The organism is Helcobacillus massiliensis, from assembly GCF_033106145.1.
Taxonomy (GTDB): Bacteria; Actinomycetota; Actinomycetes; order Actinomycetales; family Dermabacteraceae; genus Helcobacillus; species Helcobacillus massiliensis.
Map to the genome: position 1 here is coordinate 724176 of NZ_CP136959.1, position 19547 is coordinate 743722.

14 protein-coding genes are annotated in these 19547 nt (G+C 68.8%); all 14 read left to right on the plus strand.

Translation table 11 applies throughout. The annotated features are described in order from the left end of the window. Nucleotides 1-12: 12 nt before the first annotated feature. Complete coding sequence (locus tag R3I40_RS03405) at nucleotides 13-1098, plus strand: Gfo/Idh/MocA family oxidoreductase (RefSeq protein ID WP_183373959.1); 1086 nt, start codon at nucleotides 13-15, stop codon at nucleotides 1096-1098. Further along, nucleotides 1095-3359 (plus strand): NAD-dependent DNA ligase LigA, encoded by a 2265-nt coding sequence (gene ligA / locus R3I40_RS03410; RefSeq protein WP_285262059.1) that lies wholly within the window; start codon nucleotides 1095-1097, stop codon nucleotides 3357-3359. The genes R3I40_RS03405 and ligA overlap by 4 nt, the downstream gene beginning before the upstream one ends. Nucleotides 3360-3397: 38 nt before the next feature. Further along, nucleotides 3398-3694: an Asp-tRNA(Asn)/Glu-tRNA(Gln) amidotransferase subunit GatC gene (gene gatC / locus R3I40_RS03415; RefSeq protein WP_183373963.1), complete on the plus strand. Its 297-nt coding sequence runs from the start codon at nucleotides 3398-3400 to the stop codon at nucleotides 3692-3694. Between the two features lies 1 nt (nucleotide 3695). Beyond that, entirely contained in the window at nucleotides 3696-5201 is a 1506-nt protein-coding gene (gene gatA, locus R3I40_RS03420) for an Asp-tRNA(Asn)/Glu-tRNA(Gln) amidotransferase subunit GatA (protein ID WP_285262060.1), read from the plus strand. Next, complete coding sequence (gene gatB / locus R3I40_RS03425) at nucleotides 5198-6751, plus strand: Asp-tRNA(Asn)/Glu-tRNA(Gln) amidotransferase subunit GatB (RefSeq protein WP_285262061.1); 1554 nt, start codon at nucleotides 5198-5200, stop codon at nucleotides 6749-6751. Before gatA ends, gatB begins: the two co-directional genes overlap by 4 nt. Before the next feature lie 285 nt (nucleotides 6752-7036). Further along, complete coding sequence (locus R3I40_RS03430; RefSeq protein ID WP_285262062.1) at nucleotides 7037-8647, plus strand: alanine/glycine:cation symporter family protein; 1611 nt, start codon at nucleotides 7037-7039, stop codon at nucleotides 8645-8647. Between the two features lie 82 nt (nucleotides 8648-8729). Next, complete coding sequence (gene ilvD / locus R3I40_RS03435; RefSeq protein WP_285262063.1) at nucleotides 8730-10562, plus strand: dihydroxy-acid dehydratase; 1833 nt, start codon at nucleotides 8730-8732, stop codon at nucleotides 10560-10562. Between the two features lie 274 nt (nucleotides 10563-10836). Continuing rightward, complete coding sequence (locus R3I40_RS03440; RefSeq protein WP_183373973.1) at nucleotides 10837-12594, plus strand: acetolactate synthase large subunit; 1758 nt, start codon at nucleotides 10837-10839, stop codon at nucleotides 12592-12594. Between the two features lie 3 nt (nucleotides 12595-12597). Next, nucleotides 12598-13131, plus strand: a complete 534-nt coding sequence (gene ilvN / locus R3I40_RS03445; protein WP_285262064.1) for an acetolactate synthase small subunit — start codon at nucleotides 12598-12600, stop codon at nucleotides 13129-13131. Between the two features lie 83 nt (nucleotides 13132-13214). Continuing rightward, nucleotides 13215-14246, plus strand: coding sequence for a ketol-acid reductoisomerase (gene ilvC, locus R3I40_RS03450; protein ID WP_285262065.1), 1032 nt, complete (start codon nucleotides 13215-13217; stop codon nucleotides 14244-14246). A 70-nt stretch (nucleotides 14247-14316) separates the two neighbouring features. Beyond that, nucleotides 14317-15633, plus strand: a complete 1317-nt coding sequence (locus tag R3I40_RS03455; RefSeq protein ID WP_285262066.1) for a hypothetical protein — start codon at nucleotides 14317-14319, stop codon at nucleotides 15631-15633. A 94-nt stretch (nucleotides 15634-15727) separates the two neighbouring features. Then, nucleotides 15728-17332: a phosphoglycerate dehydrogenase gene (gene serA / locus R3I40_RS03460; protein ID WP_285262067.1), complete on the plus strand. Its 1605-nt coding sequence runs from the start codon at nucleotides 15728-15730 to the stop codon at nucleotides 17330-17332. Between the two features lie 31 nt (nucleotides 17333-17363). After that, nucleotides 17364-18401: a 3-isopropylmalate dehydrogenase gene (locus R3I40_RS03465; protein WP_285262068.1), complete on the plus strand. Its 1038-nt coding sequence runs from the start codon at nucleotides 17364-17366 to the stop codon at nucleotides 18399-18401. 61 nt (nucleotides 18402-18462) lie between these two features. Further along, a complete protein-coding gene (locus tag R3I40_RS03470; protein WP_285262069.1) occupies nucleotides 18463-19542 on the plus strand; it encodes a branched-chain amino acid aminotransferase in 1080 nt (359 codons plus the stop codon). Nucleotides 19543-19547 lie beyond the last annotated feature (5 nt).

Here is a 19547-nt window from a genome sequence, read left to right on the forward strand (position 1 = left end):
AGACTGGGGACCATGACAGCACGCATCGGACTCATCGGGTACGGACTCGGCGGCCGGGTCTTCCACGCCCCCTTCATCCGCGCCGCGCAGAACCTCGACCTCGTCGCCGTCCAGGTCACCAACGCGGAACGCGCCGCCCAGGCCCGCGCGGAGAACCCGTCGGCCCGGATCGTGGCCGACCTCGACGGCGTCCAGGCCGCCGGAGCCGAGGCCGTCGTCATCTCCACCCCGCCCGCAACCCACCGCGACCTCACCCTGGAAGCGGTCCGACGGGGACTGCACGTGGTGGTGGACAAACCGTTCGCGCTCACTTACGCCGACGCCCAGGAGATGGCGCGCGCCGCCGAGGAGGCCGGCGTGCTGCTGACCGTGTTCCACAACCGCCGGTACGACACCGACATCCGCACCGCCCGCGCCCTCATGCAGTCGGGCCGACTCGGCCAGGTGCGCCGGTTCGAGTTCGCCCTCGACCAGGGGTTCTCCGCCCCCGAGCGCGTCGCCTCGAAGGGCGGGGTCCTGCTGGACCTCGGCCCGCACGTCATCGACTGCGCCCTGCACCTGCTGGGCCCCGCCACCAGCGTCCACGCCCAGCTGCAGATGCGCCCGACCGACCAGGGCCCCACCGACGTGGCGCACGCGATCGCGATCGAGCACGAGAACGGCGCCCAGTCGCTGGTGTCGGCGACCAAGGCGTCCGGCATCGTCGGGCGGCGCCTCCGCCTCACCTCCGATGAGGGCTGCTACATCTCGGACTACACCGACGTGCAGGCCGACGCGGTGCAGGCCGGCCACTGGCCCGAGCACGACCGCGACGCCTGGGGCTTCGAGCAGAAGGCGCGCTGGGGCACCCTGCGCCTGCGGGAGGACGCCGGTGAGCCGCAGACCCGGGAGGGCCGGGCGGAGACCATCCCCAGCCAGAAGGGTGATGTCACCGAGCTGTACGAAGCGTTCGCCGACGCGATCACCAGCGGGGGAGAGGGCCCAGTCCCCGTGGCGGAGGCCCTGCACACGATGGAGGTCCTTCAGGCCGCCCGCACCAGCGCTGAGCAGGTCAGGGTGGTCCCCGTCGGCCGCGCAGCCCAGGGGGAGGACGCATGAGCGAGACCACTGATCTCGAAGCACGGGCCCGCATCGATGAGCTGCGCGCCCAGCTCGCCGAAGCCCGCTCCGCGTACTACGAGGACGACGAGCCGATCATGGCCGACGCCCAGTACGACGAGCTCGAACGCGAGCTGAAGGCCCTCGAAGAGGAGAACCCCGAGCTGAAGAGCGAGGAGTCGCCCACCGAGACCGTCGGCGGCGCCGTCGCGGCCGGCTTCACCCCCACACCGCACATCCAGCGGATGATGAGCCTGGACAACGCCTTCAGCGTCGAGGAGATCGACGAATGGGCCGAACGCACCCAGAAGGAGGCGCCCGGCACCCCCGCGTTCCTCACCGAACTGAAGATCGACGGCCTCGCCGTCTCCCTCGTCTACGAGAACGGCGAACTGATCCGCGGCGTCACCCGCGGCGACGGCCGCATCGGCGAGGACGTCACCGCGAACGTCCGCACCATCGCCTCCGTCCCGCAGCGCCTGACCACCGAGCATCCACCCCAGATCCTCGAAGTGCGCGGCGAAGTGTTCTACCCGACCGCCGAGTTCGAGAAGCTCAACGAGCAGCGCCGCGCCGACGGGCTCGCCGAATACGCTAACCCCCGCAACACCGCCGCCGGCTCGCTGCGGCAGAAGGACGCCGCCGTCACCGCGTCCCGCGCCCTCGAGGTCTACGTCCACGGCATCGGCGCCCACGAAGGCGGCGAGTACCCCACGAGCCAGTCCGAGACGTACGAGCTGCTCGCCTCCTGGGGCCTGCCCACCAGCCCCCACTCCCGCGTTCTGCACTCCCTCGCCGAGGTGCGCGAGTACATCGATGAGTTCGGCGATAAGCGCCACGACCTCGAGCACGAGATCGACGGCATCGTCATCAAAGTCGACGACTTCGCCCACCAGCGCGCCCTCGGCTCCACCTCCCGCGCCCCCCGCTGGGCCATCGCCTACAAGTACCCGCCCGAAGAGGTCACCACGAAGCTCCTGGACATCCAGGTGCAGGTGGGCCGCACCGGCCGCGTCACCCCGTTCGGCGTGATGGAACCCGTCAAGGTCGCCGGGTCCACCGTGGAGAAGGCCACCCTGCACAACCAGTTCGAGGTGGAGCGCAAAGGGGTCCTCATCGGCGACACCATCATCCTGCGCAAGGCCGGTGACGTGATCCCTGAGATCCTCGGCCCCGTCGAGCGCCTCCGCGACGGCAGTGAGCGCGCCTTCGAGATGCCCGCCGACTGCCCCTCCTGCGGCACCCGCATCGCCCCCACCAACGAGGGGGAGAAGGACTGGCGCTGCCCCAACCAGAAGGACTGCCCCGCTCAGGTCACCGGCCGCATCGCGCACGCCGCCAGCCGCGGCGCCTTCGACATCGAAGCACTCGGGGAGGAGAGCGCCCTGGCCCTCACCAACCCCGACCAGCGCCGCGACGAAGCCATCGCCGCCGTCCGCGCCGGCCACGCCCTCGACACCGAAACCGGCCGCATCCGCGACGCCGACGACGTCCCCGGCGAACAGACCCCCGTGGTCCGCACCGGCGGCAACCTCTTCGACCTCACCGCCGACGACCTCCGCGACGTCTTCGTGTACCAGCCGCTGCGGAGGAAGGGCGAGCCGACCGGCGACTGGCGCCTGGTCCGCGCGTTCTGGACCAAGCGCACGACCACCCGCCTGAAGTCCACCGGTGAGACCCGGGTGAAGGAGGAGAAGCCGTCGGCCACCACCACGAAGCTGATCGACGAGCTCGCGAAGGCGAAGGACACCGACCTCTGGCGTGTTCTGGTGGCGCTGTCGATCCGTCATGTCGGCCCCACGGCGGCCCGCTCCCTGGCCACCGCGTTCGGCTCCATGGAGGCGATCCGCACCGCCGATGTCGACCGCCTCGCCGACACCGACGGGGTCGGCACCGTGGTCGCCGAATCCGTCCGCGCCTTCTTCGCCGATCAGTGGCGCGCCGACCTGGTCGACGCCTGGGCCGCCTCCGGCGTCACCATGGAGGACGAACAGGACGAGGACGCCCCGCGCACCCTCGAGGGCATCACCGTGGTGGTCACCGGCTCCCTGGAGGGCTTCACCCGCGACGGCGCCAAGGAGGCCATCCTCAGCCGCGGCGGCAAGGCCTCCGGCTCCGTCTCCAAGCGAACCCACTTCGTCGTGGTCGGCGAGAACGCCGGATCCAAGGCCGACAAGGCCGAAGAACTGGGCCTGCGGATCCTCGACGAAGCGCAGTTCGTGCGCCTCCTCTCAGAGGGCCCCGCAGCTCTCAAGGACTGAGAGACGAGGCGCGCGGCCACGGGCCTAGAATGGGCCCCATGCCAACAATGAGTAGTGAAGAAGTCGCGCGCCTCGCGTCTCTCGCTCGCATCCAGCTCACCGATGAGGAGCTCACCCGTTTCGCGGGCGAGTTCGACGCGATCCTCACCGCGGTCGCATCGGTCAGCGAGGTCGCCAGCGACGACGTCCCCGCCACCAGCCACCCCATTGCGATGACCAACGTGTTCCGCGCCGATGAGGTCACCCGGACGCTGACCCAGGAGGAGGCGCTCGCGGGCGCCCCCGAGGCGGCCGACGGACGCTTCGTCGTTCCGCAGATCCTGGGGGAGGAGTGAGATGACCGATCTGATCCGCAAGTCCGCTGCTGAGATGGCCGCCGGCCTCGCCGCCGGCGAGTTCAGCGCCCGCGAACTCACCGACGCCCACCTCGAGCGCATCGAGGCGGTCGACTCCGACCTCAACGCCTTCATCACCGTCACCGCTGATGACGCCCGCGCCACCGCCGACGCCGTCGACTCCGCCCGCGCCGCCGGGAAGCAGCTGGAGCCGCTCGCCGGTGTGCCCGTCGCCGTCAAGGACATCGCCGTCACCCGCGGTGTTCAGACCACCGCGGGCTCCACGATGCTCGAGGGCTGGGTGCCGCCGTACGACGCCACCCTTGTCACCCACCTCAAGCAGGCGCGCCTGCCGATCCTCGGCAAGACCAACATGGACGAGTTCGCGATGGGCTCCTCCACCGAGACCAGCGCCTACGGCATCACCCGCAACCCGTGGAACCTGGACCGCATCCCGGGCGGCTCCGGCGGCGGCTCCTCCGCCGCCGTCGCCGGCTTCGAAGCCCCGCTCGCGATCGGCACCGACACCGGCGGCTCCATCCGCCAGCCCGCCTCCGTCACCGGCACCGTCGGCGTGAAGCCCACCTACGGCTCCGTGTCCCGCTACGGCCTCATCGCCATGGCCAGCTCACTGGACCAGGCCGGGCCCTGCACCCGCACCGTGGAGGACGCGGCGCTGCTGCACGACGTCATCGGCGGCTACGACCCGAAGGACTCCACCTCCATCAGGGACGGCTTCGGCGACTTCGTCGCCGCCGCCCGCTCGAAGGACGTCAAGGGCCTGCGCGTCGGCGTCATCGAACAGCTCGAGCACGACGACTTCGACCCGCTGGTGCGCGCCCGCTTCGAGGAGTCCCTCGCCCTGCTGGAGGAGGCCGGCGCTGAGATCGTGCGCGTCTCCTGCCCGAACTTCGAGTACGCCCTCGGTGCGTACTACCTGATCATGCCGTCGGAGGCGAGCTCCAACCTCGCGAAGTTCGACGGCATGCGCTTCGGCCTGCGGGTCATCCCCGAGGACAACCCGACCGCTGAGCGCGTCATGGCCGCCACCCGCGGTGAGGGCTTCGGCGCCGAGGTGAAGCGCCGCATCCTGCTGGGCACCTACGCCCTCAGCTCCGGCTACTACGACGCCTACTACGGCAGCGCCCAGAAGGTCCGCACCCTCGTGCAGCGCGACTTCGCCGCCGCCTACGAGAAGGTCGACGTCCTCGCCTCGCCCACCGCCCCCACCGTGGCGTTCCCGCTGGGACAGAAAGTGGACAACCCGATGACGATGTACCTCAACGACATCGCCACCATTCCCGCCAACCTCGCGGGCGTGCCCGGCATGTCCCTGCCCAGCGGTCTCGCCGAGGACGGCCTGCCCGCCGGCATCCAGTTCCTCGCCCCCGCCCTGGGCGATGACCGCCTGTACCGCGTCGGCGGCGCCCTCGAAGCGCTGCTCGAGCAGAAGTGGGGCGGTCCGATCCTCGCTCAGGCCCCGGCCCTGGAAGGAGGCGCCCGATGAGCGCTCAGCCCGTCAGCGCGAACAAGGTCCGCGAGTACCTCGATGTGCAGCCGCTGGACTTCGACGACGCCGTGAAGACCTACGACCCAGTGCTCGGCATCGAGGTCCACGTGGAGCTCGGCACCGCCACCAAGATGTTCGACGGCGCACCGAACGTGTTCGCCGCCGAACCGAACACCGCCATCACCGAGGTGTCCCTCGGCCTGCCCGGCACCCTGCCGGTGGTCAATGAGAAGGCTGTGGAGTACGCGATCCGGATCGGCCTCGCCCTCAACTGCGAGATCGCCGAGTCCTGCCGCTTCGCTCGCAAGCAGTACTTCTACCCGGACCTGACGAAGAACTTCCAGACCTCGCAGTACGACGAGCCCATCGCCTTCGACGGCTGGGTCGACGTCGAACTGGAGGACGGCGAGATCGTCCGCGTGGAGATCGAACGCGCCCACATGGAGGAGGACGCCGGCAAGAACACCCACATCGGTGGGTCCACCGGCCGCATCCAGGGCGCCACCCACTCCCAGGTGGACTACAACCGCGCCGGAGTGCCCCTGGTGGAGATCGTCACCCGCCCGATCCCGAACGTCGGCGAGCGCGCCCCCGAGGTCGCCGCTGCGTACGTGCGCACCCTGCGGGACATCTTCCGCGCTCTGGACGTCTCCGAGGCGCGGATGGAGCGCGGCAACGTCCGCGCGGACATCAACGTGTCGCTGCGCGCCGATGCGGACGCCCCGCTCGGCACCCGCACCGAGACGAAGAACGTCAACTCCTTCCGCGCCATCGAACGCGCCGTCCGCTTCGAGATCTGCCGCCAGGCCGGTGTCCTCGACGCCGGAATGGACGTGGTGCAGGAGACACGCCACTTCCACGACGAGACCGGCGAGACCAGCCCCGGACGTGTGAAGACCGACGCCGAGGACTACCGGTACTTCCCGGAGCCGGACCTCGTGCCCGTGGCGCCGAGCCGCGACTGGGTGGAGCAGCTGCGCTCCACGCTGCCGGAGCTGCCGGCGGCGCGCCGTCGCCGACTCATCGGCGAGTGGGGCTTCAGCGACTTCGAGATGCGCGACGTCATCAACGCCGGCGCCCTGGACCTCATCCAGGAGACGGTGGACGCCGGTGCGAAGCCGCAGGCGGCCCGCAAGTGGTGGATGGGCGAGCTGGCCCGCTACGCCAAGGACAAGGGCGTGGAGCTCGACGAGCTCGGCGTGTCCAGCGCCCAGGTGGCGGAGCTGATCGGTCTGATCGACGAGAAGAAGATCAACGACAAGATCGGCCGTCAGGTCCTCGGCGTCATCGTCGAGGCCGACGGCGACGGCTCGCCCGCGCAGATCGTGGAGGACAAGGGCCTCGCGGTCGTCTCCGACGACTCCGTGCTCACCGACGCGGTCGACGCCGCCATCGCCGATAATCCCGATGTGGTCGAGAAGATCAAGGGCGGCAAGGTGCAGGCCATCGGCGCCCTCATGGGCCCCGTCATGAAGGCGACCCGGGGTCAGGCCGATGCCGGCCGCGTCCGCCAGATCATCATGGAGAAGCTCGGCGTCGCCGGCTGACCTGCTGCGCGCGGGGTGCTGAGCCGATCCGCGCGTCCAGGCCGACGGGCCCGCTCACCGATTCCGGTGAGCGGGCCCGTTGCATGTGACCGACCACTCTGCGGACGGGCCTGCGTCAGCCAGGTGGCCTGAACCCGTCGGTGGAGCGGATATCACTGTTCATCCGGTCACCGTGGCGCAACGTGTCGTTCATCCATCCGCACCCTCTGGTGTTGAAGTGGACGAGTTCACACGCAAAGATCGATTGCGGTCCCAACTTCCCAACCGCTTGAACCAGGAGATTCTGTGGCTGCAGGCTCGATCGACCAGTTCCTTGAGGACACGTTCAAACCGTTCGCGGACGGGTTGTCCTCCATCGTCTTCTACTCTCCCGTCATCGCGGGAGTCGAAGTGCCGATCATCGTCCTCTGGTTGATCGCCGCTGCCCTCTTCCTCACGGTGTGGCTGCGCTTCCAGCCGATCACCGGCCTCGGCCACTCCCTCCAGGTGATCCGCGGTCGGTTCACCAAGAAGACCGACCCGGGAGAGGTGTCCTCCTTCCAGGCGCTCGCCACGGAGCTGTCCGGCACCGTGGGCCTCGGCAACATCGCCGGTGTCGCCGTCGCGATCTCCATCGGCGGGCCCGGGGCCGCTCTGTGGATCGTCCTGTTCGGCTTCCTCGCCATGAGTGTGAAGATGGCCGAGGCTACCCTCGGCGTGAAGTACCGCGAGGTCGCCGAGGACGGCACCACCTCCGGCGGCCCCATGTACTATCTCAAGCACGGCCTGGCGGAGATCGGCATGCCGAAGTCCGGCCGCGTCCTCGCGTTCATGTACGCCCTGTTCGCCGCCATCGGTGTGTTCGGTGCCGGCAACCTGTTCCAGTCCAACCAGGCGGCGATCATCCTCGCCGACCAGACCGGGTCGGACTTCCTCAATGACAACCGCTGGGTCGTCGGCGTGGTCATGGCCGCCCTGGCAGCGCTCGTCATCATCGGCGGCATCAAGTCAATCGGCCGGTGGACCTCCAAGATCACCCCGCTGATGGCGCTGGTGTACCTGATCTGCGTCCTCGCCGTCCTCATCGCCAACATCACCCATGTGCCCGATGCCTTCCTGCGCATCGTCACCGGCGCGTTCTCACCGGAGGGCGTGGCCGGCGGTGCGGTCGGCGTCGCCGTCGCCGGCATTCAGCGAGCCCTGTTCTCCAACGCCGCCGGCGTAGGCTCCGCCGCCATGGCGCACTCCGCCTCGAAGACGAAGCACCCCGCTACCGAGGGCTTCACCGCCATGTGGGAGCCGCTGGTCGACTCCGTCATCATCTGCACCCTGACCGCGCTCGCGATCACCGTCACCGGCGTGTACGAGCACGGTGACGCGGACTCCGACGGCATCGTCCTCACCTCGCAGGCGTTCGCGACCGTCGCCTCCTGGTTCCCGTACGTCCTCACCGTCGCCGTGATCCTGTTCGCGTTCTCCACGGTGCTGAGCTACTACTACTACGGCCAGCTCGCGGTCACCTTCATCGTCGGCAACCGCGCCTGGGTGGTGCGCGCCTTCCAGGTGGTGTGGATCCTCGCCGTTGTGGTGGGCTCCGCGATCTCCCTGGAGTCCGTGATCAGCTTCTCCGACTCCCTGTTCTTCCTCATGACGGTGCCGAACCTGCTGGGCATCTACCTGCTGTCCAAGGTGCTGCGTCTGGAGATCCTCCGTCACCGCGTGAAGGTCACCACCGGTGCGATCGAGCAGGTGGATCCGGAGCTCGCGGTCGGCATGGGCGATCACGATCCGTCCCAGGAGCAGATCGCTGCCGCGGCTGCCGAAGAGGATCGGGAACAGCAGATGCTCGACGCGGTGCAGGAGCGCCTCGCCGCGGATCCGGACTACCCGAGCACGCAGGCGCAGGAGCGGGACTGACCAGCGGCCGACGGCGAGCCCCCGGGCGTCCGCGGTGTGGGACGACTGTTCCGCATCGCGAACGCCCGGTAGTCTTGGGGCCATGCCTCATCTGCGTTCACGAACCTCGACCCACGGCCGCAACATGGCCGGAGCCCGCGCCCTCTGGCGTGCCACCGGCATGGAGTCCGGTGACTTCGGCAAGCCCATCATCGCGATCGCGAACTCGTACACGCAGTTCGTGCCCGGCCACGTCCACCTGAAGAACATGGGCGATCTCGTCGCCTCCGCGATCAAGGAGGCCGGCGGCGTCTCCAAGGAGTTCAACACCATCGCGGTGGATGACGGCATCGCCATGGGCCATGGAGGCATGCTCTACTCCCTGCCGAGCCGTGATGTCATCGCCGACTCCGTAGAGTACATGGTCAACGCGCACTGCGCCGATGCCCTGGTCTGCATCTCCAACTGCGACAAGATCACCCCGGGCATGCTGATGGCCGCGATGCGGCTCAACATCCCCGTGATCTTCGTCTCCGGCGGACCGATGGAGTCCGGCAAACCCGTGGACGGCGCGGTGGAGCACCGCACCGATCTGGTCGATGCGATCGCCCTGTCCGCGAATGACGCCATCACCGACGCGCAGCTCGCGGAGATCGAGGAAAGCGCCTGCCCCACCTGCGGCTCCTGCTCCGGCATGTTCACCGCCAACTCGATGAACTGCCTGACCGAGGTGCTGGGCCTGTCCCTGCCGGGCAACGGCTCCACCCTCGCCACCCACGCCCTGCGCCGGAACCTGTTCCTGGACGCGGGCACGCAGATCATGGAGCTGACCCGCCGCTGGTACGAGCAGGACGATGAGTCCGCCCTCCCGCGCAGCATCGCCAACAAGGCGGCGTTCACCAACGCCATGAGCATGGACGTCGCCATGGGCGGCTCCACCAACACCGTGCTGCACATCCTCGCCGCTGCGATCGAGGGAGGGATCGACTTCGACCTCGAGGACATCGACCGCCTTTCGCGCAACGTGCCGTGCCTGACGAAGGTAGCGCCCAACGGCACCGCCCACATGGAGGACATCCACCGCGCCGGCGGCATCCCCGCCATCCTCGGCGAGCTCGACCGCGCCGGACTGCTCGACCACAGCGTCACCAGTGTCCACTCGCCGGATCTGCGCACGTGGCTGGACCGCTGGGACATCCGCGGGCAGGACCCGTCGGAGGAGGCGCTCCAGCTGTTCCGGGCCGCCCCGGGCGGGGTCCGCACCACCCAGGCGTTCTCCTCCACGAACCTGTGGAAGGAGCTGGACACCGATGCCGAGAACGGCGTGATCCGCTCCGTGCCGCACGCCCACACCAAGGACGGCGGGCTCTGCGTGCTCACCGGCAACCTCGCCGCCGAAGGAGCCGTCATCAAGACCGCCGGCATCGATGAGGAGCTGTTCCACTTCGAGGGCCGCGCCGTGGTGTGCGATTCGCAGGAGCAGGCGATCGAGAAGATCCTCTCCAAGACGATCGTGGACGGTGACGTCGTGGTGATCCGCTACGAGGGTCCGCAGGGCGGACCGGGCATGCAGGAGATGCTGTACCCGACCTCGTTCCTGAAGGGCCGCGGCCTCGGCCGCACCTGCGCGCTCATCACTGATGGCCGCTTCTCCGGCGGCACGTCCGGCATCTCCATCGGCCACATCTCCCCGGAGGCGGCGGAGGGCGGCGTGATCGGTCTGGTGGAGGACGGCGACCGGATCGTGATCGACGTGGACACCCGCCAGCTCCGGCTGGAGGTGTCCGATGAGGAGCTGCAGCGTCGCCGCGAGGCGCGCGGGGAGCTGCCGTGGCGCCCCGTCGGCCGGGACCGCGAGGTCAGCCAGGCGCTCAAGGTGTACGCACACCTGGTGCGCTCGGCAACCTACGGGGCGACTCGCCGCCGCCTGGACTGATCGGCCGACGGGTTCTGTCGACCCGATGGGCTCCCGCTCATCAGGCGCCCCCGCTCCCACTGGCCGCTGTCCGGGACGAGATCTCAGGATGCGGACCGCCGGTGCGGAAGGGGGCGCCTCACGTATGATGTGCGTCATGCAGAGCATCATTCTTCTTGTTGTACCCGTGCGCGGCTGACGCCCCTCGGTCACATCACCCTGATGCCGCGCACCCCTCGAAGCCCTCGGGCCGAGGGGTTTTTCATTGCACGAGCCTGAAACTGGAGGAGGCCCGATGACTGGGAACACCGTGACGGGGGCCGAGTCGCTGATCCTGTCCCTGGAGCATGCGGGAGCCGAAGTCGTCTTCGGCCTGCCGGGCGGTGCGATCCTGCCCGCCTACGATCCGCTGATGGATGCGAAGAAGCTGCGGCACATCCTCGTGCGCCACGAGCAGGGCGCGGGCCACGCCGCCAGCGGCTACGCGCACGCCACTGGCAAGGTGGGCGTGGCGATCGCGACCTCCGGGCCCGGCGCCACCAACCTCATCACCGCCATTGCGGACGCTCAGATGGACTCCATCCCCATGGTGGTCATCACCGGCCAGGTGGGCTCCTCCTTCATCGGCACCGACGCCTTCCAGGAGGCGGACATCGTCGGCATGACGATGCCGGTCACCAAGCACAACTTCCTCGTCTCCGATGCCGACGAGATCCCCATGACCATCAAGAAGGCGTTCCACATCGCCTCCACCGGCCGCCCCGGCGTGGTGCTCGTGGACATCACCAAGGATGCGCAGCAGGCGCAGACCACGTTCGAGTGGCCCGAGGAGGTGGGCCTGCTCGGCTACCGCCTGCCGCCGCGCCCGCACCCCAAGCGCCTGCGCGAAGCCGTTGAGCTGATGCTGACGGCGCGCCGCCCCGTGTTCCTCCTCGGCGGCGGTGTGCTGCGCGGCCGCGCGACCAAGGAGGTGCGCGAACTGGTGGACGAATCCGCCATCCCGTTCGTCACCACGCTGATGGCCCGCGGCGCCCTGCCCGATTCCCACCCCGGGCACCTGGGCATGCCCGGCATGCACGGCAGCGTCTCCGCCGTGTCTGCGCTGCAGCGCGCTGACCTGATCATCGCCATCGGCGCCCGCTTCGACGACCGCGTGACCGGACGTCTCGACTCGTTCGCGCCCGGCGCGAAGATCATCCACGCCGATGTGGACCCCGCGGAGATCTCCAAGAACCGCGAAGCGGACGTGCCGATCGTGGGCGAGGCCGCCGAGGTCGCCGTCGGCATGCTGAAGGAACTGCGCGCCGCCCTCGAGGAGGACGACCCGCGCGACTACGAAGCCTGGTGGTCGGTGCTGGAGAACCTGCGCGAGACCTACCCGCTGGGGTGGACCCAGACCGCCGACGGCTACACGGCGCCGCAGAAGGTGATCTCCCGCATCTCAGCGATCTCCGGGCCGGACTCGATCTACGCCTCCGGTGTGGGGCAGCACCAGATGTGGTCCGCGCAGTTCATCGACTTCGAGAACCCGTACACCTGGCTGAACTCCGGGGGCCTGGGCACCATGGGCTATTCGGTGCCCGCCGCCATGGGCGCCAAGGTGGGTCGCCCGGACATGCCGGTGTGGGCGATCGACGGCGACGGCTGCTTCCAGATGACCAACCAGGAGCTCGCCACCTGCGTGATCAATGAGATCCCGATCAAGGTCGCGATCATCAACAACTCCTCCCTCGGCATGGTGCGCCAGTGGCAGAACCTGTTCTACAACCAGCGCTACTCGCACACGGACCTCAACACCGGTCACGGCACTCGCCGGATCCCGGACTTCGTGAAGATGGCGGACGCCTACGGCTGTGCGGGCCTGCGCTGCGAGCGCGATGAGGACATCGACGACACGATCCGCGCGGCGATGGAGATCAACGACCGACCGGTGGTCATCGACTTCACCGTCAGCGCGGACGCGATGGTGTGGCCGATGGTGCCCGCGGGCGTCTCCAACGACGAGATCCAGATCGCCAAGGGCATGACCCCCGAGTGGGAAAGGGAAATCTGAGCCATGACTGTCACAGTGAACCCCGAGAACGCGCACACGCTGTCGGTGCTCGTGGAGGACCGCCCCGGTGTGCTCGCCCGCGTCTCGGCGCTTTTCTCCCGCCGCGGCTACAACATCTCTTCGCTCGCGGTGGGGCCGACGGAGTATCCGAACATCTCTCGGATCACCGTTGTGGTGAACGTTGACCAGCAGCCGCTCGAGCAGATCACCAAGCAGCTGAACAAGCTGGTCAACGTCATCAAGATCATCCAGCTGGACCCGCGCCAGTCGGTGTCCCGCGAGATCGTGCTCATCAAGGTGAAGGCGGACAACGATTCGCGCACCTCGATCCTGGAGATCATGCAGATGTTCCGCGCGAAGGTGGTGGATGCCGCGCCGGATGCCGTGACGATCGAAGCCACCGGCACCGCGGACAAGATCGCCGCGCTGCTGGGCATGCTGGAGCCCTTCGGCATCCGGGAGATCGTGAAGTCCGGTGCGGTGGCGATCGGCCGCGGCGGCAAGTCGATGACGGATCGGGCCCTCAAGGGCCTGTGATCCCAGACTGCAAGACCCCTGACCACAGACTAAGACGCCGGCTCTAGACTGGCACCACCCACCAACCTGAAGGAGTTCCTCCCATGGCAGATATGTTCTACGACGACAATGCGGATCTCAGCATCATCCAGGGCCGCAAGGTCGCCGTGATCGGCTTCGGCTCCCAGGGCCACGCCCACGCCCTCAACCTGCGCGACTCCGGCGTCGACGTCCGCATCGGCCTGAAGGAGGGCTCGAAGTCCCGCGCCAAGGCCGAGGAGCAGGGCCTGACCGTCGGCACCGTCGACGAGGTCGCCCAGTGGGCCGACGTCATCATGATCCTCACCCCGGACCAGCACCAGCGCACCGTGTTCGCCGAGTCGATCAAGGACAACCTGAAGGACGGCGACGTCCTCCTCTTCGCCCACGGCTTCAACATCCGCTACAACTACATCGAAGCGCCCAAGGGCGTGGACGTGGCCATGGTCGCCCCGAAGGGCCCGGGCCACACCGTGCGCCGCGAGTACGAAGCCGGCCGCGGCGTCCCCGTCATCGTCGCTGTTGAGCACGACGAATCCGGCAGCGCCTGGGACATCGCCCTGTCCTACGCGAAGGCCATCGGCGGTCTGCGCGCCGGAGGCATCCGGACCACCTTCACCGAGGAGACCGAGACCGACCTCTTCGGCGAGCAGGCTGTTCTCTGCGGCGGCATGAGCCACCTCGTGCAGGCGGGCTTCGAGACCCTCACCGAGGCCGGCTACCAGCCCGAGATCGCCTACTTCGAGGTGCTGCACGAGCTCAAGCTCATCGTGGACCTCATGGTCGAGGGCGGCATCTCCAAGCAGCGCTGGTCCATCTCGGACACCGCTGAGTTCGGCGACTACGTCTCCGGCCCCCGCGTGGTCGATGAGAACGTCAAGAAGAACATGAAGGCCGTGCTCGAGGACATCCAGAACGGGGACTTCGCCAAGCGCTTCATCGACGACCAGGACGGCGGTGCGAAGGAGTTCGCCGAACTGCGCGAGAAGGAAGCCGCCCACCCGATCGAGGGCGTCGGCAAGGAGCTGCGCGGCATGTTCTCCTGGAACGCCAACCAGCTCGACTCCGACTACACCGAGGGCTCCGCAGCCCGCTGATTCCGGCCCTTGCCTCCGCTGGAAGCCGTCCGCCCTCCGGGGCGGGCGGCTTTCGCCTATTGTTGTGGCCATGGTCACCACGAGCCGTCGCGCGCTCCTGCGCACCGCCACCGCTGTCAGCGTTCCCACCGCCGTCGCCGCCGGACTGTCCGGATGCGGGGTCATCGCCAGCCGGAGCAGCGGTGATCCGCAGACCCCGTCGGCCGACGGGTCCTCCCCGTCCCCGCAGAGCCCCAGCGCCTCACCGACGCCCCGGCAGCCGTTCGACGGATGGGGCCGCATCGCCGATCTCGACACTGTCGACCTCGACCTCGCGGCACTCGACGCGGTAGCGAAGCTGTCACCGAGCTCCACCTCGCGCACCGACCGCTTCGGCAGCTGGCGGGCCCCGCAGTTCGCGAAGGATTCGCCCATCACCCAGCCGTCGCTCACCGAGCGCAGGCAGAACGGGAAGCCGCCGTTCGGAGACGACGCGCTCCCCGGCAAGCTCCTCACCGCTTCGGTGCGCACTGTCCTCGACTCCCCGGTGGCGTTCGAGAAGACCAACGAGAGGCACACGGAGGCCAGTCCGGAGATCATTGCGGCGATCGGTGAAACGGCTGACCCCCACGCCCTCGACGAGATCTTCCAGAGCGTGGGCCTGAACGGAGGTCCCGAGGGCGGCGAAGGATTCCTGGACCAGCTCGACGCCGAACCGGAGCCGTACTCGCCGAACGAGATCCGCTTCCACATCGGAGCCTCCGGCGCAGCTGTGCGCGCAGCCGGCATTCAGGTGTCCGAAATGCCTCTGGTGGAGGCCGCCGCGGTGGGGTACTACCCGATCGTCCTGTCGGACGGCACTACGAAACTGCTGATGCGCACGGTCGGACTGAGCTACGGCGCCTCCGATGCTCAGGCGCTTGTGGGAGCAACTCTGCAGAGCGGCACGATGGTGCACGTCAAGGACGCGGACGCGGTGCCGCAGCACCCCGGGGTCGGTTCGGTGCCGGCGGACTGGACGGCGATCACCCACGCCGGTCTCAGTCTGAAGGTGCCGCCCGCGTTCGCCGACGGTGCCGAGGCGCTGGACACCAGTGTCGGAGCCCGGGTCGGCGACGAAACGGTCCAGGTGATGCAGTTCTGCCTCCCGTCGACGGGACCGGTGCCGGTCATGCATGTGGACGCCGCAGCGCGCGTCGACGTCCCCGGCGCCGACTACGCCGTCGCCGCAGCGAGCACCTCCGCGGCCGCGTCGTCGCTGGGCTCCACGCCGCTGGCGGTGATCCTGGTCGCCACACCGAAGGACCAGTTCTGGATCGACGTGATCGCCCCCACGGCGGAACGGCTCGAGGAACTGGTGGAGGGGATCATCGCATCGCTGTCGTTCGATGAGGGGTCCGCTCTCTGAACGGTCCATATGCTGAATGCTGAGACGGCGTGAGACGGCCGGCTCCTAGGATCGATCACGGATCACCCCTTCCACCCCATCGGAGGCACCCACCGTGACGAATCCCGTCGTTCTGATCGCCGAAGAGCTCTCACCCGCCACCCGCGCCGCCCTCGGCGACGGCGTCGACGTCCGCACCGTGGACGGCACCGACCGCGTGGCCCTCCTTGACGCCGTCTCCGACGTCGACGCCCTGCTGGTCCGCTCCGCCACCACCGTGGACACGGAAGTGTTCCAGCACGCCCCCAAGCTCAAGGCCGTCGCGCGTGCCGGCGTGGGCCTGGACAACGTGGACGTGGACGCCGCCACCTCGGCCGGCGTCATGGTGATCAACGCCCCCACCTCCAACATCGTCTCCGCCGCCGAACTGGCCATCGCCCACATGCTCGCGGGACTGCGGCACATCGCCGAAGCCAGCGCCTCCACGAAGGACGGTCGCTGGGAGCGCAAGCAGCTCACCGGTCTCGAACTGTTCGAGAAGACCGTCGGCATCGTCGGCTTCGGCCGCATCGGCCAGCTCGTCGCCGAGCGCCTGCAGCCCTTCGGCGTCGAGCTGCTCTGCTACGACCCCTACGTCTCCAAGGCCCGCGCCGCCGAATTCTCCGTCACCTCCGTGACCCTCGAGGAGCTGATGCGCCGCGCCGACATCCTCACCATCCACATGCCGAAGACACCCGAGACGACCGGCATGATCGGCGCCGACCAGTTCGCCGTTGCCAAGCCCAGCCTCCATGTCGTCAATGCCGCCCGCGGCGGCCTCATCGACGAGGACGCGCTCTACGACGCCCTCACCACCGGTCAGATCCGCTCAGCAGGTCTGGATGTGTTCTCTGCTGAGCCCCCGTCGGCCTCCGAGAACGCCAGCCGCCTGCTCACCCTGCCGAACGTCACCCTTACGCCCCACCTCGGCGCCTCCACCGATGAGGCGCAGGAGCGCGCCGGCGTGGCGGTCGCGAAGTCGGTGCGGCTCGCCCTGGCCGGTGAGCTGGTGCCGGATGCCGTGAACGTCTCGGGCGGCGAGATCGCGAAGTCCGTGCGCCCCGGCATCGCCCTCGCCGACCGCATGGGCCAGGTGTTCACCGCCCTCGCCGACTACTCGCCCTCGAAGCTCAAGGTCATCGTGCGCGGCGAGATCGCCGAGAAGGACGTCTCCGCGGTGAAGCTGTCCGCCCTGCGCGGCGTGTTCCGCCCGATCGTGGACCAGACCGTGTCCTACGTGAACGCCCCGGTCCTCGCCGAGCAGCGCGACATCGACGTGGAGCTCGTCACCGACACCCACTCGGAGCGCTTCCGCAACGAGATCGAGCTGCGAGGCACCCTCTCCAGCGGCCGCATCGTCTCGGTGGTCGGCACCCTCGCCTCCAAGACGCAGGAGCACAAGCTGGTCGGCATCAACGGCCACCAGCTGGATGTGCCGCTGAGCGATCACATGCTCGTCATCACCTACCGGGACCGCCCGGGCATCGTCGGCCAGATCGGTGCGGTGCTGGGCGGCGCCGGCAGCAACATCGCCGGCATGCAGGTGTCCCGCGAAGCCGACTCCGGCAGTGAGGCCCTGGTCGCCCTCAACCTGGATCGGCCCGCCACCGGCGAGCTCGCCGCCACCATCCAGAGCTCCATCGACGCCACCCGCGCAGCTGCGGTCAACGTCTCCTACTGACCCACTCATCCTCGGAACAGAAAGAGGCTCCATGTCCTCGCTCAACCTCGCAGTCATCCCCGGCGACGGCATCGGCCTGGAGGTGATCCCCGAAGCGCTCAAGGTCCTGCAGGCCGTGCTCGAGGGCACCGACGTCCAGCTCACCACCGAGGAGTACGACCTCGGTGCCCGCCGCTGGCACGCCACCGGCGAGGCCCTCCCCGACGAGGACATGGAGGCCCTCGCCCAGCACGATGCGATCCTGCTGGGCGCCGTCGGCGACCCCTCCGTCCCCTCCGGCGTCCTGGAGCGGGGCCTGCTGCTGCGCCTGCGCTTCGCCTTCCAGCACTACGTGAACCTGCGACCCACCGTGCTGCTGCCGAACGTTCCCTCCCCGCTCGCCGATCCGGGCGAGGTGGACTTCCTGGTGGTCCGCGAGGGCACCGAAGGGATGTACGTCGGCAACGGCGGCACGATGCGCGAAGGCACGGCCGACGAGGTTGCGACCGAAGTGTCGCTCAACACGGCCCTCGGTGTGGAGCGCGTGGTCCGCTACGCGTTCGAGCAGGCGGAGGCGCGCCGCAAGCGCCTCACGCTGGTGCACAAGCACAACGTGCTGGTGCACGCCGGGCACCTGTGGCGGCGCATCACCGACGAGGTCGGTGCCGAGTACCCCGAGGTCGAGGTCGACTACAAGCACATCGACGCCATGATGATCCACCTGGTGGACTCCCCGTCCCGGTTCGACGTCATCGTCACCGACAACCTCTTCGGCGACATCATCACCGACCTCGCGGGCGCGATCTCCGGCGGCATCGGACTGTCCGCCTCCGGCAACCTCAATCCGTCCGGTGACTTCCCCTCGATGTTCGAACCGGTGCACGGCTCCGCCCCGGACATCGCCGGGCAGGGCATCGCGGACCCGACCGCGGCGATCCTCTCCACTGCCCTGCTGCTGGACAGCCGGGGCCTGACGGACGCCGCCGAGCGCATCCGCTCCGCTGTGCACGCCGACCTCGCCGCCACCGCGCCCGGCACGCGCTCCACCACCGACGTGGGCGACGCGATCGCCGCCGCAGTCCGCGCCTGACACCATCCGTTCCGCAGGCAGCAATCGCCTCTGCTGCCCGCCCCGCACCAGGGAGCCCGCCATGACCTACACACCGCCCACAGCGCCGCGCCGCACCAGTGACGAGCGCCGCGCCGAGATCCTCGCTGCACCCGGCTTCGGCAACCACTTCACCGACTACATGGCGCATCAGCGCTGGACGGTCGGCGAGGGCTGGAGCAGCGGCGAGGTGCTGCCCTACGGGCCGCTGAACATCGAGCCGGCCAGTGCCGTGCTGCACTACGCGCAGGAGATCTTCGAGGGCCTCAAGGCGTTCCGTCACGCCGACGGCTCCGTGTGGACCTTCCGCCCCGATATGAACGCCCTGCGCTTCCAGCGGTCCGCTGAGCGCCTGGCCCTGCCGCCGCTGTCCACCGCGGACTTCATCGCCAGCCTTGAAGCCGTGGTGCAGGCCGATGAGCCGTGGGTGCCCGGCGGTGGGGAGAAGTCGCTGTACCTGCGTCCGTTCATGTTCGCCAACGAGAACTTCCTGGGTGTGCGCGCCTCCCACACTGTGGACTTCTACACGATCGCCTCACCCGCCGGTGACTACTTCCCGCGCGGCGTGCAGCCGCTGACGGTGTGGATCTCCCCGGACTACGCCCGGGCCGGCCGAGGCGGCACCGGCTTCGCGAAGTGCGGCGGCAACTACGCCTCCTCGCTGGAGGGGAAGAACTCCGCTGTGGGCCAGGGCGCTGACGAGGTGATGTTCCTCGACTCCGAGACCCACACCTTCATCGACGAGCTGTCCGGTATGAACGTGTTCGTGCTCCACAGCGACGGCCGCCTCGTCACCCCGCAGCTCACCGGTTCGATCCTGCCCGGCGTGACCCGCGATTCGATCCTGGAGCTGGCTCCCGACCACGGCCTCACCCCCGTGGAGGAGCGCATCGACATCCATCGGCTCGCTGAGGACATCGCCTCCGGTGAGGTGCTGGAGATGTTCGCCGCCGGCACCGCCGCGGTCATCAACCCGATCGGGAAGCTCGCCTCCGAACAGGGGGAGTGGACCATCGGCGACGGCGGATCGGGCGAGACCACGATGGCGCTGCGTCGCATCCTGACGGACCTGCAGTACGGCCGCATTGCTGACGACCGAGGATGGATGCACCGACTCGTATGATGCAC

Coding starts and splice junctions, on each gene's coding strand:
- R3I40_RS03455 (WP_285262066.1), top strand. CDS start 14,317: ATGGTCACCACGAGCCGTCGCGCGCTCCTGCGCACCGCCACCGCTGTC.
- R3I40_RS03470 (WP_285262069.1), top strand. CDS start 18,463: ATGACCTACACACCGCCCACAGCGCCGCGCCGCACCAGTGACGAGCGC.
- ligA (WP_285262059.1), top strand. CDS start 1,095: ATGAGCGAGACCACTGATCTCGAAGCACGGGCCCGCATCGATGAGCTG.
- R3I40_RS03440 (WP_183373973.1), top strand. CDS start 10,837: ATGACTGGGAACACCGTGACGGGGGCCGAGTCGCTGATCCTGTCCCTG.
- R3I40_RS03405 (WP_183373959.1), top strand. CDS start 13: ATGACAGCACGCATCGGACTCATCGGGTACGGACTCGGCGGCCGGGTC.
- ilvD (WP_285262063.1), top strand. CDS start 8,730: ATGCCTCATCTGCGTTCACGAACCTCGACCCACGGCCGCAACATGGCC.
- ilvN (WP_285262064.1), top strand. CDS start 12,598: ATGACTGTCACAGTGAACCCCGAGAACGCGCACACGCTGTCGGTGCTC.
- gatB (WP_285262061.1), top strand. CDS start 5,198: ATGAGCGCTCAGCCCGTCAGCGCGAACAAGGTCCGCGAGTACCTCGAT.
- gatC (WP_183373963.1), top strand. CDS start 3,398: ATGCCAACAATGAGTAGTGAAGAAGTCGCGCGCCTCGCGTCTCTCGCT.
- gatA (WP_285262060.1), top strand. CDS start 3,696: ATGACCGATCTGATCCGCAAGTCCGCTGCTGAGATGGCCGCCGGCCTC.
- R3I40_RS03465 (WP_285262068.1), top strand. CDS start 17,364: ATGTCCTCGCTCAACCTCGCAGTCATCCCCGGCGACGGCATCGGCCTG.
- ilvC (WP_285262065.1), top strand. CDS start 13,215: ATGGCAGATATGTTCTACGACGACAATGCGGATCTCAGCATCATCCAG.